13 protein-coding genes are annotated in these 14,904 nt (G+C 68.7%); 10 read left to right on the forward strand and 3 right to left on the reverse strand.

What is annotated here, in order from left to right:
- The first annotated feature begins 171 nt into the window (after positions 1–171).
- Together dksA and JHW38_RS00605 are read left to right on the forward strand one after the other, a co-directional pair.
- Positions 172–1,254 carry an RNA polymerase-binding protein DksA gene (gene dksA, locus JHW38_RS00600; protein ID WP_207524111.1) on the forward strand — a complete coding sequence of 361 codons (1,083 nt, stop codon included), beginning with the start codon at positions 172–174 and terminating at the stop codon, positions 1,252–1,254.
- Positions 1,255–1,649: 395 nt separating this feature from the next.
- Positions 1,650–2,123, forward strand: a complete 474-nt coding sequence (locus tag JHW38_RS00605; protein ID WP_207524112.1) for a nucleoside deaminase — start codon at positions 1,650–1,652, stop codon at positions 2,121–2,123.
- 137 nt (positions 2,124–2,260) lie between these two features.
- On the opposite strand, the gene JHW38_RS00610 is transcribed toward JHW38_RS00605, so the two are convergent.
- The 3 genes from JHW38_RS00610 to cysS all read right to left on the reverse strand — a co-directional run bounded on the left by JHW38_RS00610 (position 2,261) and on the right by cysS (position 5,687).
- The gene (locus JHW38_RS00610; protein ID WP_242691441.1) at positions 2,261–3,481 is read right to left on the reverse strand and encodes an MFS transporter; all 1,221 of its coding nucleotides are present in this window, start codon (positions 3,479–3,481) and stop codon (positions 2,261–2,263) included.
- Positions 3,482–3,570: 89 nt separating this feature from the next.
- A complete protein-coding gene (locus tag JHW38_RS00615; protein ID WP_207524114.1) occupies positions 3,571–4,023 on the reverse strand; it encodes a SufE family protein in 453 nt (150 codons plus the stop codon).
- A gap of 257 nt (positions 4,024–4,280) precedes the next feature.
- On the reverse strand, positions 4,281–5,687 hold the full coding sequence (gene cysS, locus JHW38_RS00620) for a cysteine--tRNA ligase (RefSeq protein ID WP_207524115.1): 1,407 nt from the start codon (positions 5,685–5,687) through the stop codon (positions 4,281–4,283).
- Positions 5,688–5,916: 229 nt separating this feature from the next.
- Between cysS and JHW38_RS00625 the strand changes: the two genes are divergently transcribed.
- The 8 genes from JHW38_RS00625 (at position 5,917) to proS (ending at position 14,889) form a co-directional block, all read left to right on the forward strand.
- Positions 5,917–6,390 carry a hypothetical protein gene (locus JHW38_RS00625; RefSeq protein WP_207524116.1) on the forward strand — a complete coding sequence of 158 codons (474 nt, stop codon included), beginning with the start codon at positions 5,917–5,919 and terminating at the stop codon, positions 6,388–6,390.
- 465 nt (positions 6,391–6,855) lie between these two features.
- Complete coding sequence (locus tag JHW38_RS00630; RefSeq protein WP_207524117.1) at positions 6,856–7,866, forward strand: N-acetylornithine carbamoyltransferase; 1,011 nt, start codon at positions 6,856–6,858, stop codon at positions 7,864–7,866.
- Between the two features lie 153 nt (positions 7,867–8,019).
- Positions 8,020–9,216: an argininosuccinate synthase gene (locus JHW38_RS00635; protein ID WP_207524118.1), complete on the forward strand. Its 1,197-nt coding sequence runs from the start codon at positions 8,020–8,022 to the stop codon at positions 9,214–9,216.
- 174 nt (positions 9,217–9,390) lie between these two features.
- Positions 9,391–10,485 (forward strand): acetylornithine deacetylase, encoded by a 1,095-nt coding sequence (locus JHW38_RS00640; RefSeq protein ID WP_207524119.1) that lies wholly within the window; start codon positions 9,391–9,393, stop codon positions 10,483–10,485.
- Complete coding sequence (locus JHW38_RS00645; RefSeq protein ID WP_207524120.1) at positions 10,482–11,813, forward strand: acetylglutamate kinase; 1,332 nt, start codon at positions 10,482–10,484, stop codon at positions 11,811–11,813. Before JHW38_RS00640 ends, JHW38_RS00645 begins: the two co-directional genes overlap by 4 nt.
- A gap of 1 nt (position 11,814) precedes the next feature.
- The gene (locus JHW38_RS00650; protein ID WP_207524121.1) at positions 11,815–12,435 is read left to right on the forward strand and encodes a GNAT family N-acetyltransferase; all 621 of its coding nucleotides are present in this window, start codon (positions 11,815–11,817) and stop codon (positions 12,433–12,435) included.
- On the forward strand, positions 12,428–13,393 hold the full coding sequence (argC, locus tag JHW38_RS00655) for an N-acetyl-gamma-glutamyl-phosphate reductase (RefSeq protein WP_207524122.1): 966 nt from the start codon (positions 12,428–12,430) through the stop codon (positions 13,391–13,393). The genes JHW38_RS00650 and argC overlap by 8 nt, the downstream gene beginning before the upstream one ends.
- Positions 13,394–13,557: 164 nt before the next feature.
- Positions 13,558–14,889, forward strand: coding sequence for a proline--tRNA ligase (proS, locus tag JHW38_RS00660; protein WP_207524123.1), 1,332 nt, complete (start codon positions 13,558–13,560; stop codon positions 14,887–14,889).
- The last annotated feature ends 15 nt before the right edge of the window (positions 14,890–14,904 follow it).

The raw sequence follows: 14,904 nt of genomic DNA on the forward strand, positions 1-14,904 counted from the left end.
CGAAACGCGTAGCCGTGCCGTCCGGGCCGGGCGAAAACCGGTCGTGCGCCGGATTTCACTTGCGGTCATCGAACGCATGTGCATTTGATGGCCGGGTGGGTCATGCTTGGCCCGCGATGCCTCCGGACCGCGTCCGGCGGCGCCCTCAGGGAATAGAAGGACAAGCCTGTCGTGGCAGTGAAAAAACCTGCGAAGAAGGCCGCCAAGGCCGCCAAGAAGACCGTCAAGCCCGTCGCGAAGAAGGCCGCCAAGCCCGCGGCCAAGCCCGCGCCGAAGAAGACGGCGGCGAGCAAGCCGGCGGTCAAGAAGGCGCCGGCGGCGGCCAAGAAGGTCGCGGCCAAGGCGGCGCCGGTCAAGGCCGCCGCGGTCAAGAAGGCGGCGCCGGCCAAGCCCGCGGCGAAGCCGGCCGCCAAGGCGGCGCCGGTCAAGCCCGCCGCGGCCAAGAAGGCGGCGCCGGCCAAGCCCGCGGCCAAGCCGGTCGCAGCCAAAGCGACGCCGATCAAAGAAACTGCCGCCGCCAAGCCCGACGTTAAAAAAGTTGAAGCGAACAAGCCTCAAGCTGTGAAGCACAAGCCCGCGCCCGGCGCGGCCCAGACCCCCTCGCCGCCTGCCCGGCCCAGCGCTCCGGCGCCCGCAGCCAAGCAGGCCGTCAGCATCTCCGACCAAAGCAAGAACACAGTGACCCAGACAGCATCCAGCAACCCTCCCGCCGGCAAGCCCGCGTCCGCTGCGGCCCGTCCGGCCGGCAAGGTCGCCGTGGCGGTGACCACCAAGGCGCCGTCCTCGCCCGCGCCGAAGACCAAGGTCAAGGTCGTTCCGTACAAGAACGATCCCGCGACCGGCCGTCCGATCGTGCCGGAAGGCTACAAGCCCGGCCCGGACGAGGAATACATGAACCCGCTGCAACTCGAGTATTTCCGCCAGCGCCTGCTGCAATGGCGCACGGATCTGGTCGAGGAGTCCAAGCAGACCATCGAGAACCTCAAGGACGAAGTGCGCGACGTCGGCGACGAAGCCGAGCGCGCGACCCGCGAGACGGAGAACTCGCTGGAACTGCGCACCCGCGACCGCTACCGCAAGCTGATCAGCAAGATCGACAGCACGCTCAAGCGCGTGGACTCCGGCGATTACGGTTTCTGCGTCGACACCGGCGAAGAGATCGGCCTGGACCGCCTCGAGGCGCGTCTGACCGCCGAGCGCACCATCGACGCGCAGGAGCGTTGGGAGCACATGCAGAAGCAGATGGGCGATTGAACCTGCCGGTCCGCGTCTGACGAGAAAAGCCCGGCTTCGGCCGGGCTTTTTTGTTTTCGGGGCGGCGAGGGCTCGGCTGCGCCGAAGCAACGCGGAGCCCGCGTTCGCGGGAGTGACGGTAGTTGGTTTCGTTGAACTCTCGCCAGCCGTCATCCCCGCGAAGGCGGGGATCCAGAGACTTCAGAGTCATGCCTCGATAAAACCCTGGATATCCGGCTGCGCCGAAGTGAAACGGAGCCCGCCTTCGCGGAACGCCGGTGATTTGGTTGCGCAGCCCACAAGTGTTGCTTCGCGACCCAAACCCGCCAGCCGCCGCCGCGAACCGCCAGGATCGGTCCACGCCGCGCGGCCGCGGCGCAGGCACGCTGTCGTTGCCGCCATCGCAGGAGCCCGCCATGCACGACTCGCACACCGCCCCGCATCATCTCGAATTCATGCGCGAGGCCATCGCCCTCGCGCGCGCCAACGCCGCCGCCGGCGGCCGCCCGTTCGGCGCGGTGCTGGTCTGCGACGGACGGGTCGTCGCGCGCGCCGTCAACCGCATCCTGGAAACCCACGACCCGACCGCGCACGCCGAACTGTTGGCGATCCGCGAAGCGGCGCAGGCGCTCGGCGCGACCCGGCTGGACGGCTGCACGATCTACGCCAGCGGCCATCCGTGTCCGATGTGCCTGGCGGCGATGCACCTGTGCGGCGTGGCGGGCGCCTACTACGCGTATTCGAACGAAGACGGCGAACCGTTCGGCCTGTCGACCGCCGGGGTCTACGCGCAGATGGCGCTGCCGCCGGCGCAGCAGCGCCTACCGTTGATGCGGTTGTTGCCCGACGGCGAGGCGGGTCTGTATGCGCAGTGGGCGCAACGCGCCTGAGGCGCGCGGTTCGCAGCAAGCGTGGTGTCGCGGTCGCGGCTCGCGCCGCTTCTGCAGGGTACGTATCCGGCTGTAGGAGCGGCGCGAGCCGCGACCGCGACGCCGCACCTACGACGCAACCGCCGCGCAGCCCCGCCTCACTGCAAATCGCGCAAATCCAGCCGCCGCAGCTTCGGCGCCAGCTTCGCCGTCGCGCCGACCACGGCCAGGGTCATGCAGCCGCCGAAGATCACCGACGGCACCAATCCCATGACTTTGGCCGCCAGCCCCGATTCGAACGCGCCGAGCTCGTTCGACGAACCGATGAAGATGCCGTTGATCGACGACACCCGCCCGCGCATTTCGTCCGGCGTCGACAGCTGCAGGATCGTCGAGCGCAGCACCACCGACACGCCGTCGCACATGCCCGACAGCATCAGCATCGCCGCCGACAGCCAGAACTCGCGCGACAGGGCGAAGCCGATGATGCACAGGCCGAACCCGGCCACCGCCCACAGCAACAGCCGGCCGGCGTGCTTTTGCGGCGGGTGCCGCGCCAGCCACAGCCCCATCAGCACCGCGCCGGCGGCCGGCGCCGCGCGCAGCACGCCGAGCGCTTCGGGGCCGTAATGCAGCACGTCGTGGATGAACGCCGGCAGCAGCGCCACCGCGCCGCCGAACAGCACCGAGAACATGTCCAGCGCCTGCGCGCCGAGCACGACCTGGTTGTTGAACACGAAGCGCAGGCCTTCGCCGATGCTCTGGAACACCGGCGCGCGTTCGGCCGGCGGCGGCGGTTCGGTCACCCGCAAGGTGATGATGGCGATCGCGCCGGCCAGGGCGAATGCCGCCGCGACCAGATACGCCGACGTCTTGCCGCCCCAGGCCACCAGCACGCCGCCGATGGCCGGGCCCAGCACCAGCCCGGTCTGCATCACCACGCTGCTGACGCCCGCGCCGCGGGCGAAGTGCTCGCGCTTGAGCACGCGCGCGAACAGCGACATGTACACCGGCGACAGGAACGCGCGGACCACGCCGTTGATGGCGATCGCGGCGAAGATGGTGAAGGTGCCGATGCCGAACGCGCCGGCCGGCAAGGTCCCGCTGGCGACGCCGGCGAGCATCAGCGTGGTCAGCAGCAGGCCGAGGCAGGCGAACATGCCGAGCTTGCGCCGCGGCAGATGATCGACCGCATAGCCGGCGAACAGGGCGAAGCAGAAGTAGGGCACGACCTCGGTAAGGCCGATCATGCCCAACGCGAGCGGGTCGCGGGTCAGTTCGTAGACGTGCCAGCCGACCGTGACCGCGACGATCTGGTACGACAGCATCGCCAGCAGGCGATAGATCAGCAGGCCGACGAAGCCGGGGTTGCGCAGCAGCTGCGAGGCGGTGACCGGCCCGCCCGCGTCGCCGTTCGAAGCGGATCCGTTGTCGGATCCGGACGCGTCGGCGCGGGCGGCGTCGGAACTCACAGCCGCCGCTGCGCCTGCTCGCGGATGAAGGCCAGCAGCGCGGCCAGGCCGTTGCTGCGGGTCGGCGAGAGGTGCTTGGCCAGGCCGATGTCGGCGATGTAGTCGGCCGAGGTGGCGACGATCTCGGTCGCGCTGCGGCCGGAGTACACGCGCAGCGCCAGATAGATCAGGCCCGAGACGATGGCCGAATCGCTGATCGCATGGAAGCTCAGCCGATCGGCGTCGCCGTCGACCACGATCCAGACCATCGACTGGCAGCCGAGCAGGCGATGCTCCTCGGTTTTATAGGCGTCGGGCAGGTCCGGCAGCTTGCGGCCGAGGTCGATCAGGTACTGATAGCGCTCGGACCAGTCGCTGAAGAACGCGAATTCGTCGCGGATCGCGGCCTGGGCATCGGCGGCGCTGGGTTCGAGCGGGAAGGGCGAGGCGGGGAGGGCGGGGGCGTTCATCGTGTCGTTAGGTGGCGGCGCGGGTCCGGGCAGACAAGGGCCGGCGTTCGAACGGCCGGTTCGGACAAAACCGGCTTCTGTTTGGAAGCGCGTCGCGGGTGGCGGCGCAAACGCCGGCGTTAGACGGCGCTTGCCGCAGAGCTTGCTCCCGGCGGCGCGCTTTCAAAAGCCCGTTCGGGCTGCGGCGCCTGAAACGCCGCAGACCGCAAAGCCGGCGCCGGAATCCGAACCGCGGACGCCGGCGCCCAGGCCCGCGATCAGGGGCCGGCCGTTTCGGCCTTCTCCAGCTCCGGACGCTTGCGCACCCAGCGCACGCCCTGCGGCGTGTCTTCGAGCAGGATGTTCTCGTCGGCGAGCTGCTGGCGGATCGCGTCGGCGCGGGCGAAATCGCGCGCCTTCTTGGCCGCGTTGCGCTCCTCGACCAGGGCCTGGATGCGCGCGTCGTCCTGGTCGCCGGCGGCGCCGGCGAACCACGTCGCCGGATCCTGCTGCAACAGCCCCAGGGCGAAACCGGCGCCGATCAGCTCGCGCTTGAGCCGCGCCTGTTCGGCCGGATCGGTGGCCTTGCGCGCCTCCGAGGCGATGCGCGCGATCTCGGCCAGCGCCTGCGGCGTGCCCAGGTCGTCGTCGAGCGCGGCTTCGATCTCGGCCGGAATGGCGATCTCGCCCGCGTCGACGCCGGCCAGGTCGCGCAAGGTGCCGTACAGCCGGTCCAGCGTGCGCGCGCAGCGCTCGATCAGCTCCGGCGACCAGTCCAGCGGCTGGCGGTAGTGCGCCGACAGCAGGGCGAAACGCAGCGCCTCGGCCGGATGCTTGCGCAGCAAATCGTGCACGGTCTCGATGTTGCCCCGCGACTTGGCCATCTTCTCGCCGTCGAAGGTCAGCATGCCGTTGTGCAGCCAGAACCGCGCGAACACCTTGCCGCCGTGCGCGCACTCGCTCTGCGCGATCTCGTTCTCGTGGTGCGGGAACATCAGATCGTTGCCGCCGGCGTGGATGTCGATGGTCTCGCCCAGATGGGCGGCGGCCATCGCCGAGCATTCGATATGCCAGCCCGGGCGGCCGCGGCCCCACGGCGAATCCCAGCCGGGCAGGTCGCCGCTGGAGGGCTTCCACAGCACGAAATCGCCGGCGTCGCGCTTGTACGGGGCGACCTCGATGCGCGCGCCGGCGCGCATGTCGTCGATGTCGCGGCGCGAGAGCTTGCCGTAATCGGGGTAGCTCTCGATCGAGAACAGCACGTGGCCTTCGGCCTCGTAGGCGTGGCCGGAGTCGACCAGGCCCGCGATCATGGTCACGATCTCGCCGATATGCGCGGTCGCCGCCGGCTCGATGTCCGGCAGGCGCACGCCGAGCGCGCCCATGTCCTGGCGGTAGATCGCGGCGAAGCGCTCGGTGATGGCCGAGATCGGCACCTTCTGCTCGGCCGCGGCGGCGTTGATCTTGTCGTCGACGTCGGTGATGTTGCGGGCATAGGCCAGCGCGCCGTAGCGGCGGCGCAGCAGGGCCGCGAGCACGTCGAACACGACCGGGCCGCGGGCGTTGCCGATGTGGGCGTAGTTGTAGACCGTCGGGCCGCAGACGTACATGGTCGGGCGGGCCGGATCCAGCGGGGCGAACGCTTCGACCTGTCGCGACAGGCTGTTGTAGAGATGCAGGCTCATGGGTGCGCTACTTGGGTTCGGGTTCATTCTAGCTTCGCTGTATGTCGGACGGGCCAGAATTCCCGCCCGGATACGGCATTCGGTCCGGTTTCGGCAGGTTCGCGACGGCGCCGGCGCGGCGCCGGACGTCCGCGGCGGGCCCGGGGGCGCGCGGGTCTAAAGGCGGGATTCAGGCCGTCCCGGCAGACTGCTCTTACACTTTATTCACGAATCCAGTGCCGCGAGCCCGATGAACCGACTTCTCCTGCAGGTCCCGATCCTGGCGCTGTCCGGCGCCGTGGCGGTCCTGTGGACGGCGCCCGCGCCGGCCCAAACGCAGCACACCACGGTGCTGCAAGCGGAGAACGTTCGCTTCGACTACGCCCAGGTGCTGCGGGTGACCCCGGTCTACCAGACCCTGCGCGCGACCACGGTCGAGCAGCAGTGCGACCCGGAGGAAGGCAAGGCCGATTCGCGCCTGCAGCGGGTCATCGGCTCGGTGCGCGAGGTCCTGGGCCGCGAGCGCGAACCCAAGCCCAGCACCGGCGAGAACTGCCGCCCGGTGCCGGTGGAGCGCGAATTCCGCCGCCCCATCGCCTACGACGTCGACTATGTCTACAAGGGCGCCCGGTTCCGCTCGCGCCTGCCCGAGGACCCCGGCAACAAGCTCAAGGTCCGGGTCGCGGTGACCCCGGTGGTGTCCCCGATCAGCACCGCGCGCTGAGCCCCGGCCCCGGTTACGCCGCTTCCAGCTCCGCCGTTCCCAGCCCCGCCGCCCGGCGGGGTTCGCATTTGCGGCCCCCGCCGGCTTGCGCCCGCCGCCCGCGCATGCGAGCATTCGCGGCCTCATGAACCCGAACTACGCCGACGCCGACGTGCTGACCTCCGCCTACATGGCGGCGGGAATGACCTCGCGCGCGCGTCGACCGTTGCCCCGCCAATCCGCTGGGTGACGGCTCGCCGTCGTTCGTGTAACAAGCCGCACACACGAAAAGCCCAGCCTAGCGCTGGGCTTTTTTGTTTTGTCCCTTTGCAAGAGAAGCGGGGTGAGGGGGTAGGGAACTGGAGATACGAAACGTCCGAGTGCTTCGCAACCTCCGGATCGTTCACAACCCCGGTTCCCCAACCCCGCTTGCTAATCCCCCGCTTCATAACCCCGCCTCATCCCGCCTCACCCCGAGACCGCCGAATGACGACGAAGCACTTCCTCAACACCCAGGACTGGTCGCGCCCCGACCTCGACGCGCTGCTGGCGCAGGCCGCCGCGTTCAAGCGCAACAAGCTCGGCAACGAGCTGAAGGGCAAATCGATCGCGCTGGTGTTCTTCAACCCGTCCATGCGCACCCGCACCAGCTTCGAGCTGGGCGCGTTCCAGCTCGGCGGCCACGCCATCGTGCTGCAGCCGGGCAAGGACGCGTGGCCGATCGAGTTCGACCTGGGCACGGTGATGGACGGCGACACCGAGGAGCACATCGCCGAAGTCGCGCGTGTGCTGGGCCGCTACGTCGACCTGATCGGCGTGCGCGCGTTCCCGAAGTTCGTCGACTGGGCCTACGACCGCGAGGACGTGGTGCTCAAGGCGTTCGCCAAGTATTCGCCGGTGCCGGTCATCAACATGGAGACCATCACCCATCCCTGCCAGGAGCTCGCCCACGCGCTGGCCCTGCAGGAGCGCTTCGGCACCACCGACCTGCGCGGCAAGAAGTACGTGCTGACCTGGACCTACCACCCCAAGCCGCTGAACACCGCGGTCGCGAACTCGGCGCTGACCATCGCCACGCGCCTCGGCATGGACGTGACCCTGCTGTGCCCCACGCCGGAATACGTGCTCGACGAGCGCTACATGGGCTGGGCCGAGCAGAACGTCGCCGAGAGCGGCGGTTCGCTGAAGGTCAGCCACGACATCGACAGCGCCTACGCCGGCGCCGACGTGGTCTACGCCAAGAGCTGGGGCGCGCTGCCGTACTTCGGCAACTGGGGCCCGGAAAAGCCGATCCGCGACCAGTACAAGCACTTCATCGTCGACGAAGCCAAGATGGCGCTGACCGACAACGGCGTGTTCAGCCATTGCCTGCCGCTGCGCCGCAACGTCAAGGCCACCGACGGGGTCATGGATTCGCCGAACTGCATCGCCATCGACGAGGCCGAGAACCGCCTGCATGTGCAGAAGGCGATCATGGCCGCGTTGATCGGCCAGTAACCCGCTTCGCTCCCTCTCCCGCTTGCGGGAGAGGGTCGGGGTGAGGGCGATCTTCGCCTTGGCTCCGAAACGTTCACCCCTTCCGTTTGCCCCCACCCCAACCCTTCCCCGCAAGCGGGGGAGGGCGCCAAACAGAGCAGAGACTTTCCGAACATGAGCAAAGACATCGTCCTCGCCTTCTCCGGCGGCCTCGACACCAGCTTCTGCGTGCCGTACCTGCAAGAACGCGGCTGGGCCGTGCATACCGTGTTCGCCGACACCGGCGGCGTCGATGCCGAGGAGCGCGCCTTCATCGAGCAGCGCGCCGCCGAACTCGGCGTGACCAGCCACGTCACCGTCGACGGCGGTCCGGCGATCTGGTCGGGCTTCGTCAAGCCGTTCGTGTGGGCCGGCGAGGGCTACCAGGGCCAGTACCCGCTGCTGGTGTCCGACCGTTACCTGATCGTCGAAGCCGCGCTGCAGCGCGCCGCCGAACTCGGCACCAAGGCCATCGCCCACGGCTGCACCGGCATGGGCAACGACCAGGTGCGTTTCGACCTGGCGGTCAAGGCGCTCGGCGATTACGAAATCGTCGCGCCGATCCGCGAAATCCAGAAGGAACACACCGAAGTCCGCGCCTACGAGCAGAAGTACCTGGAAGAACGCGGCTTCGGCGTGCGCGCCAAGCAGAAGGCCTACACCATCAACGAGAACCTGCTCGGCCTGACCATGTCCGGCGGCGAGATCGACCGTTGGCAGGCCCCGGGCGAGGGCGCGGTGGGCTGGTGCAAGCCGCGCGCCGAGTGGCCGGCGCAGGCGTTGCAGGTGAAGCTGACGTTCGAGAACGGCGAAGCGGTCGCTCTGAACGGAGAGGCCGTCGCAGGCCATGTGTTGCTCGCTAAGCTCAACGGGCTTTTTGCTCAGTACGGCGTTGGCCGCGGCCTCTACACCGGCGACACCACCATCGGCCTGAAGGGCCGCATCATCTTCGAAGCGCCGGGTCTGATCGCGCTGCTGACCGCGCACCGCGCGCTCGAAGAAGCGGTGCTGAGCAAGCAGCAGAACCGTTTCAAGCCGGACGTCGCGCGCAAGTGGGTCGAGCTGGTGTACGAAGGCTTCTACCACGACCCGCTCAAGACCGACCTGGAAGCGTTCCTGGCCAGCTCGCAGAGCACGGTCAACGGCGAAGTCACCCTGGAAACCAACGGCGGCATCGTCAACGCGGTGGCGATCGCCTCCAAGCACATCCTCAACGCCAAGGGCGCGACCTACGCGCAGGCGGCCGACTGGGGCGTGGCCGAGGCCGAAGGCTTCATCAAGCTGTTCGGAATGAGCAGCACGCTGTGGGCGGAAATCAACCGCAAGGGCTGACGCTCGCTCGAGCCCCTCTCCCGCTTGCGGGAGAGGGGTTGGGGTGAGGGCCGGAACGCGGCGATCCCGCACACCTTCACCCTAACCCTCTCCCGCAAGCGGGAGAGGGGACAGCAGCGACGCCGTTTGTGGTGACGCGATCAAACCGACTCCAAATCTAGCTGCCGACCATCCATGCTCCCCGAAGTCCTAAACCACCTGCAGGCCCTGGTGTCCTACGACACCCGCAACCCGCCGCGCGATATCGGCACCGACGGCATCTTCGATTACCTGCGCAGCCAACTGCCCGGCTTCCGCATCGAAGTGACCGATTTCGGCGCCGGCGCGGTGTCGATGCTGGCCGTGCGCGGCAACCCGCGCCGGCTGTTCAACGTGCACCTGGACACGGTGCCCTCGTCGGAAGCCTGGAGCGCGGACCCGCATGCGCTGCGCGTCACCGCAGACCGCGCCATCGGCCTGGGCGCCTGCGACATCAAGGGCGCCGCCGCGTGCCTGCTCGCGGCCGCCGCGGTCACCGACGGCGATGCCGCGTTCCTGTTCTCCACCGACGAAGAAGCCAACGACGCGCGCTGCATCGCCGGCTTCCTCGCCACCCAGCACGGTTTCACCGAAGCCATCGTCGCCGAGCCGACGATGTGCGAAGCGGTGCTGGCGCATCGCGGCATCAGCTCGGTGCTGCTGCGCTTCCGCGGCGTCGCCGGCCACGCGTCCGGCGCCCACGCCATGCAGGCCAGCGCTTTGCACCAGGCGGTGCGCTGGGGCGGCAAGGCGCTGGACTACGTCGAAGCGCAGTCGCACCAGCGCTTCGGCGGCCTGACCGGGCTGCGCTTCAACATCGGCCGCATCGAAGGCGGCATCAAGGCCAACATGATCGCGCCGAGCGCCGAGCTGCGCTTCGGTTTCCGCCCGCTGCCGTCGCAGTCCATCGACGGCCTGCACGAAACCTTCGGCACGCTCAGCGACGCCGGCGCGATCGAGCGCTACGAAGAAACCTTCCGCGGCCCCTCGCTGCCGGCCGGCGACGTCGCCGACGCCGAGAACCGCCGTCTGGAAGCGCGCGACCTCGCCGACGCGCTGAACCTGCCGATCGGCAACGCGGTCGACTTCTGGACCGAAGCCTCGCTGTTCTCCGCCGGCGGCCTGACCGCCATCGTCTACGGCCCCGGCGACATCGCCCAGGCCCACACCGCCGACGAATGGGTCGCGCTGGAACAACTCGAACGCTACGCGCGCAGCGTCGCGGGCATCATCGGGAGCAAGGCGCAATGAGCGTTTCCATGGACAACCATCTGCAGACCCGCCAGACCATCGTGCGGCTGCTGTCGAGCATGGCCTCGGCCAAGGAAATCTCGCAGTACCTCAAGCGCTTCTCGCAGCTCGATTCCAAGCGTTTCGCCGTGGTCAAGGTCGGCGGCGCGGTGCTGCGCGACGATCTGGCCGCGCTGACCTCGTCGCTGGCGTTCCTGCAGGACGTGGGCCTGACCCCGATCGTCATCCACGGCGCCGGCCCGCAGCTCGACGAAGAACTCTCGGCCGCCGGCATCGTCAAGCAGACCGTCGGCGGCCTGCGCGTGACCTCGCCCGAAGCGCTGGCGATCGTGCGCCGCGTATTCCAGTCGCAGAACCTCAAGCTGGTCGAAGCGCTGCAATCCGGCGACGGCCGCGCCACCTCGATCATCTCCGGCGTGTTCGAAGCCGAATACCTCGACCGCGATACGTACGGCCTGGTCGGCGAAGTGAAGAAGGTCAACCTCGCGCCGATCGAAGCCAGCCTGCAGGCCGGCTCGATCCCGGTCATCGCCAGCCTCGGCGAAACCCCCGGCGGGCAGATCCTCAACATCAACGCCGACTTCGCCGCCAACGAACTGGTGCAGGTGCTGCAGCCGTACAAGATCGTGTTCCTGACCGGCACCGGCGGCCTGCTCGACGACAACGGCCGGGTCATCGACTCGATCAACCTGTCGACCGAGTACGAACACCTGATCGAGCAGCCGTGGATCAACGGCGGCATGAAGGTCAAGATCGAACAGATCAAGGATTTGCTCGACAAGCTGCCGCTGACCTCGTCGGTGTCGATCACCAAGCCGTCGGAGCTGGCCAAGGAACTGTTCACCCACAAGGGCTCGGGCACCCTGGTGCGGCGCGGCGAGCGCGTGCTGCAGGCCTCGCGCTGGGACGAGCTCGACCTCGTGCGCCTGCGTGGCCTGATCGATTCGGCGTTCGGCCGCAAGCTGGTCGACGGCTATTTCGACAACACCAGGCTCAAGCAGGCCTACGTCAGCGAGAACTACCGCGCCGCGATCGTGCTGATCGAAGCCGACGACGGCCGCACCTACCTGGATAAATTCGCCGTCCTCGACGACGCCCAGGGCGAAGGCCTCGGCCGCGCGGTGTGGCAGGTCATGCGCGAGCAGAACCCGAGCGTGTTCTGGCGTTCGCGCCACGGCAACCCGGTCAATCCGTTCTATTACTCCGAATCCGACGGCTGTCTGAAGCAGGAGAAGTGGAAGGTGTTCTGGTACGGCATGGACGGTTTCGACGAGATCGCCGCCTGCGTCGACTACGCCGGCCGGCGCACGCCGACCTTGGAGGATTGAGATGGCCGGCAATGAAGCCTGGAGCATGCAGCCGCGTTTGAGCGGCGAGCACGTGACCCTGGAACCGCTGACCCGCGCGCACGCCGACGGCCTGCGCGCGGCCCTGGCCGGCGGCGAGCTGGCCCAGGCCTGGTACACCAACGTGCCGGCGCCTGAAGGCGTCGACGCCTACATCGACGCGGCGCTGGCGATGCAGCAGCGCGGCGTCGCCTGGGCCTTCGCCGTGCTCGACGCGCACGGCGAGGTCGTCGGCTGCACCCGTTACTACGACATGGACGCGGCCGTGCCGCGCGTCCAGATCGGTTACACCTTCTACGCCCCGCGCGTGCAGCGCACCGGCCTGAACACGCAAGCCAAGCTGCTGTTGCTGGGACACGCGTTCGAAACCCTGGGCTGCATTGCGGTAGGCTTCGAAACCAGCTGGTTCAACCTGGCCTCGCGCGCCGCGATCGCGCGCCTGGGCGCCAAGCAGGACGGCGTGCTGCGCAACCACCGCCGCCATGCCGACGGCAGCCCGCGCGACACCGTCGCGTTCTCGATCATCGATGCGGAGTGGCCGGCGGTGAAGCGCAATCTCCAATACAAGCTGGACCAACATTCGGGCGGAGCGGCGCATGGCTAAGTCGATAGGCATCGTGGGCGCGCGCGGACACGTCGGCGCCGATCTGGTCCGGCTGATCGCCGCGCACCCGCAGTTCGAACTGGCGTTCGTGTCCTCGCGCGAGCTGGCCGGGCAGAAGCTCGCCGACCACATTCCCGAGTACGCGGCCAAGAATCCCGAACTGCGTTACAGCTCGCCGAGCCACGAAGAACTGCCCGGCCTCGGCGCCGACGCGGTGGTGCTGGCGCTGCCGAACGGCAAGGCCGCCGACTGCGTGGCCGCGTTCGACGCGGTCGGCGTCGACCCGGTCATCGTCGACCTGTCGGCCGACTACCGCTTCGACGACCGCTGGTACTACGGCCTGCCCGAGCTGACCCGCGCGCAGTTCCACGGCCAGCGCCGGATCAGCAATCCCGGCTGCTACGCCAGCGCCATGCAACTGGCGATCGCGCCGCTGCTGAACGTGCTGGAAGGCCCGGTGCAGTGCTTCGGCGTGTCGGGCTATTCCGGCGCGGGCACCACGCCCTCGGACAAGAACGACCCCGAGAAGCTGCGCGACAACCTGATGCCGTACGCGCTGACCGGCCACCTGCACGAGCGCGAAGTGACCCGTCACCTCGGCCACGCGGTCGAGTTCATGCCGCACGTGGCGCCGCATTTCCGCGGCCTCACCGTCACCTCGAACCTGCACCTGGAACGCCGCTTCGACCGCGAGGAACTGGTCGAGCACTACCACCGCCAGTACGACGGCGAAGCGCTGGTGCGGGTGACCGATGGCGCGCCGTGGGTCAGCGACATCGCCGGCAAGCACCACGTCGACGTCGGCGGCTTCGCGCTGTCGGAAGACGGCCGCCGCGTGGTGGTGGTGTCGACGCTCGACAATCTGCTCAAGGGCGCGGCGACGCAGGCCCTGCAGAACCTCAACCTGGCGTTTGGCCTGGACGAACTGGCCGGCATTCAAGCGCACCCGCGACCGTGATGTCCTGACGCGTCCCCTCGTCGCGAGGGGGCAAGGGATCCGCCCGGCCGCGCGCGGCCGCAGGCGAGCGCGGCGGCCGGCGGATCCCTCAGGCTTCCTTCTTGCGAAGGATCTCTCGGTAGGGAATCCGGCCACGTTCGGCCGGGCGTTCGGAGTACCACCCCATGCGTCTGTCGCGTTACTTGCTGCCCACCCTGAAGGAAAACCCCGCCGAGGCGCAGATCGCCTCGCACCGCCTGATGCTGCGCGCCGGCCTGATCCGGCAAGAGGCCGCCGGCATCTACTCGTGGCTGCCGGCCGGCCTGCGCACGCTGCGCAAGATCGAAGCCATCGTGCGCGAGGAAATGAACCGCGCCGGCGCGCTGGAACTGCTGATGCCGACCCTGCAGCTGGCCGACCTGTGGCGCGAAAGCGGCCGCTACGACGCCTACGGGCCCGAAATGCTGCGCATCCGCGACCGCCACGAGCGCGAGCTGCTGTACGGGCCCACCAACGAGGACATGGTCACCGCGATCTTCCGCGCCAACGTCAAGAGCTACCGCGCGCTGCCGATGAACCTCTACCACGTGCAGTGGAAGTTCCGCGACGAACAGCGCCCGCGCTTCGGGGTCATGCGCGGCCGCGAGTTCCTGATGAAGGACGCGTACTCGTTCGACATCGACGAGGCGTCCGCGCGCCGCTCCTACCGGCGCATGTTCGTCGCCTACCTGCGCACCTTCGCGCGCATGGGCATCCGCGCGATCCCGATGCGCGCCGAAACCGGCCCCATCGGTGGCGACCTCTCGCACGAATTCCTGGTGCTGGCGCAGACCGGCGAATCGGCGGTGTATTGCGACAAGGCCGTGCTCGACCTGCCGATCCCCGGCGCCGGCGTCGACTACGACGGCGACCTGGAACCGATCGTGCAGCAATGGACCGCGCCGTACGCCGCCACCGAGGACGTGCACGACATCGAACGCTTCGAACGCGAAGTGCCGGCCGAACGGCGGGTGCAGACGCGCGGCATCGAAGTCGGGCAGGTGTTCTACTTCGGCACCAAGTACTCGGCGCCGATGAAGGCGCTGGTGGCCGGCCCCGACGGCGGCGAGAAACCCATTCACGGCGGCTCTTACGGCATCGGCGTGTCGCGGTTGCTCGGCGCGATCATCGAAGCGGGTCACGACGACGCCGGCATCGTTTGGCCTGACGCGGTGGCGCCGTTCAACGTCGGCATCGTCAACCTCGACCCGGGCGACGCGCAAATCGACGCCGTCTGCGCCGGCGTGCAGGACTCGCTCGAAGCGATGGGCCTGGACGCCTTGCACGACGACACCGACGAACGCCCCGGAGTGAAGTTCGCGCGCATGGACCTGCTGGGCCTGCCGTGGCAACTGATCGTCGGCCGCCGCGGCCTCGGCCAAGGCACGGTCGAACTCAAGCGCCGCGCGAGCGGCGAACGGCTGACGCTGGCGCCGCACGACGCCGTCGCGCACATCGCCAATCATCTTTCTTCCTGATCTTTCCTTTCAGAA

The organism is Lysobacter enzymogenes, assembly GCF_017355525.1.
GTDB lineage: Bacteria > Pseudomonadota > Gammaproteobacteria > Xanthomonadales > Xanthomonadaceae > Lysobacter > Lysobacter enzymogenes_C.

Coding starts and splice junctions, on each gene's coding strand:
- JHW38_RS00605 (WP_207524112.1), top strand. CDS start 1,650: ATGCACGACTCGCACACCGCCCCGCATCATCTCGAATTCATGCGCGAG.
- JHW38_RS00615 (WP_207524114.1), bottom strand. CDS start 4,023: ATGAACGCCCCCGCCCTCCCCGCCTCGCCCTTCCCGCTCGAACCCAGC.
- cysS (WP_207524115.1), bottom strand. CDS start 5,687: ATGAGCCTGCATCTCTACAACAGCCTGTCGCGACAGGTCGAAGCGTTC.
- JHW38_RS00625 (WP_207524116.1), top strand. CDS start 5,917: ATGAACCGACTTCTCCTGCAGGTCCCGATCCTGGCGCTGTCCGGCGCC.
- JHW38_RS00630 (WP_207524117.1), top strand. CDS start 6,856: ATGACGACGAAGCACTTCCTCAACACCCAGGACTGGTCGCGCCCCGAC.
- JHW38_RS00635 (WP_207524118.1), top strand. CDS start 8,020: ATGAGCAAAGACATCGTCCTCGCCTTCTCCGGCGGCCTCGACACCAGC.
- JHW38_RS00640 (WP_207524119.1), top strand. CDS start 9,391: ATGCTCCCCGAAGTCCTAAACCACCTGCAGGCCCTGGTGTCCTACGAC.
- JHW38_RS00645 (WP_207524120.1), top strand. CDS start 10,482: ATGAGCGTTTCCATGGACAACCATCTGCAGACCCGCCAGACCATCGTG.
- JHW38_RS00650 (WP_207524121.1), top strand. CDS start 11,815: ATGGCCGGCAATGAAGCCTGGAGCATGCAGCCGCGTTTGAGCGGCGAG.
- argC (WP_207524122.1), top strand. CDS start 12,428: ATGGCTAAGTCGATAGGCATCGTGGGCGCGCGCGGACACGTCGGCGCC.
- proS (WP_207524123.1), top strand. CDS start 13,558: ATGCGTCTGTCGCGTTACTTGCTGCCCACCCTGAAGGAAAACCCCGCC.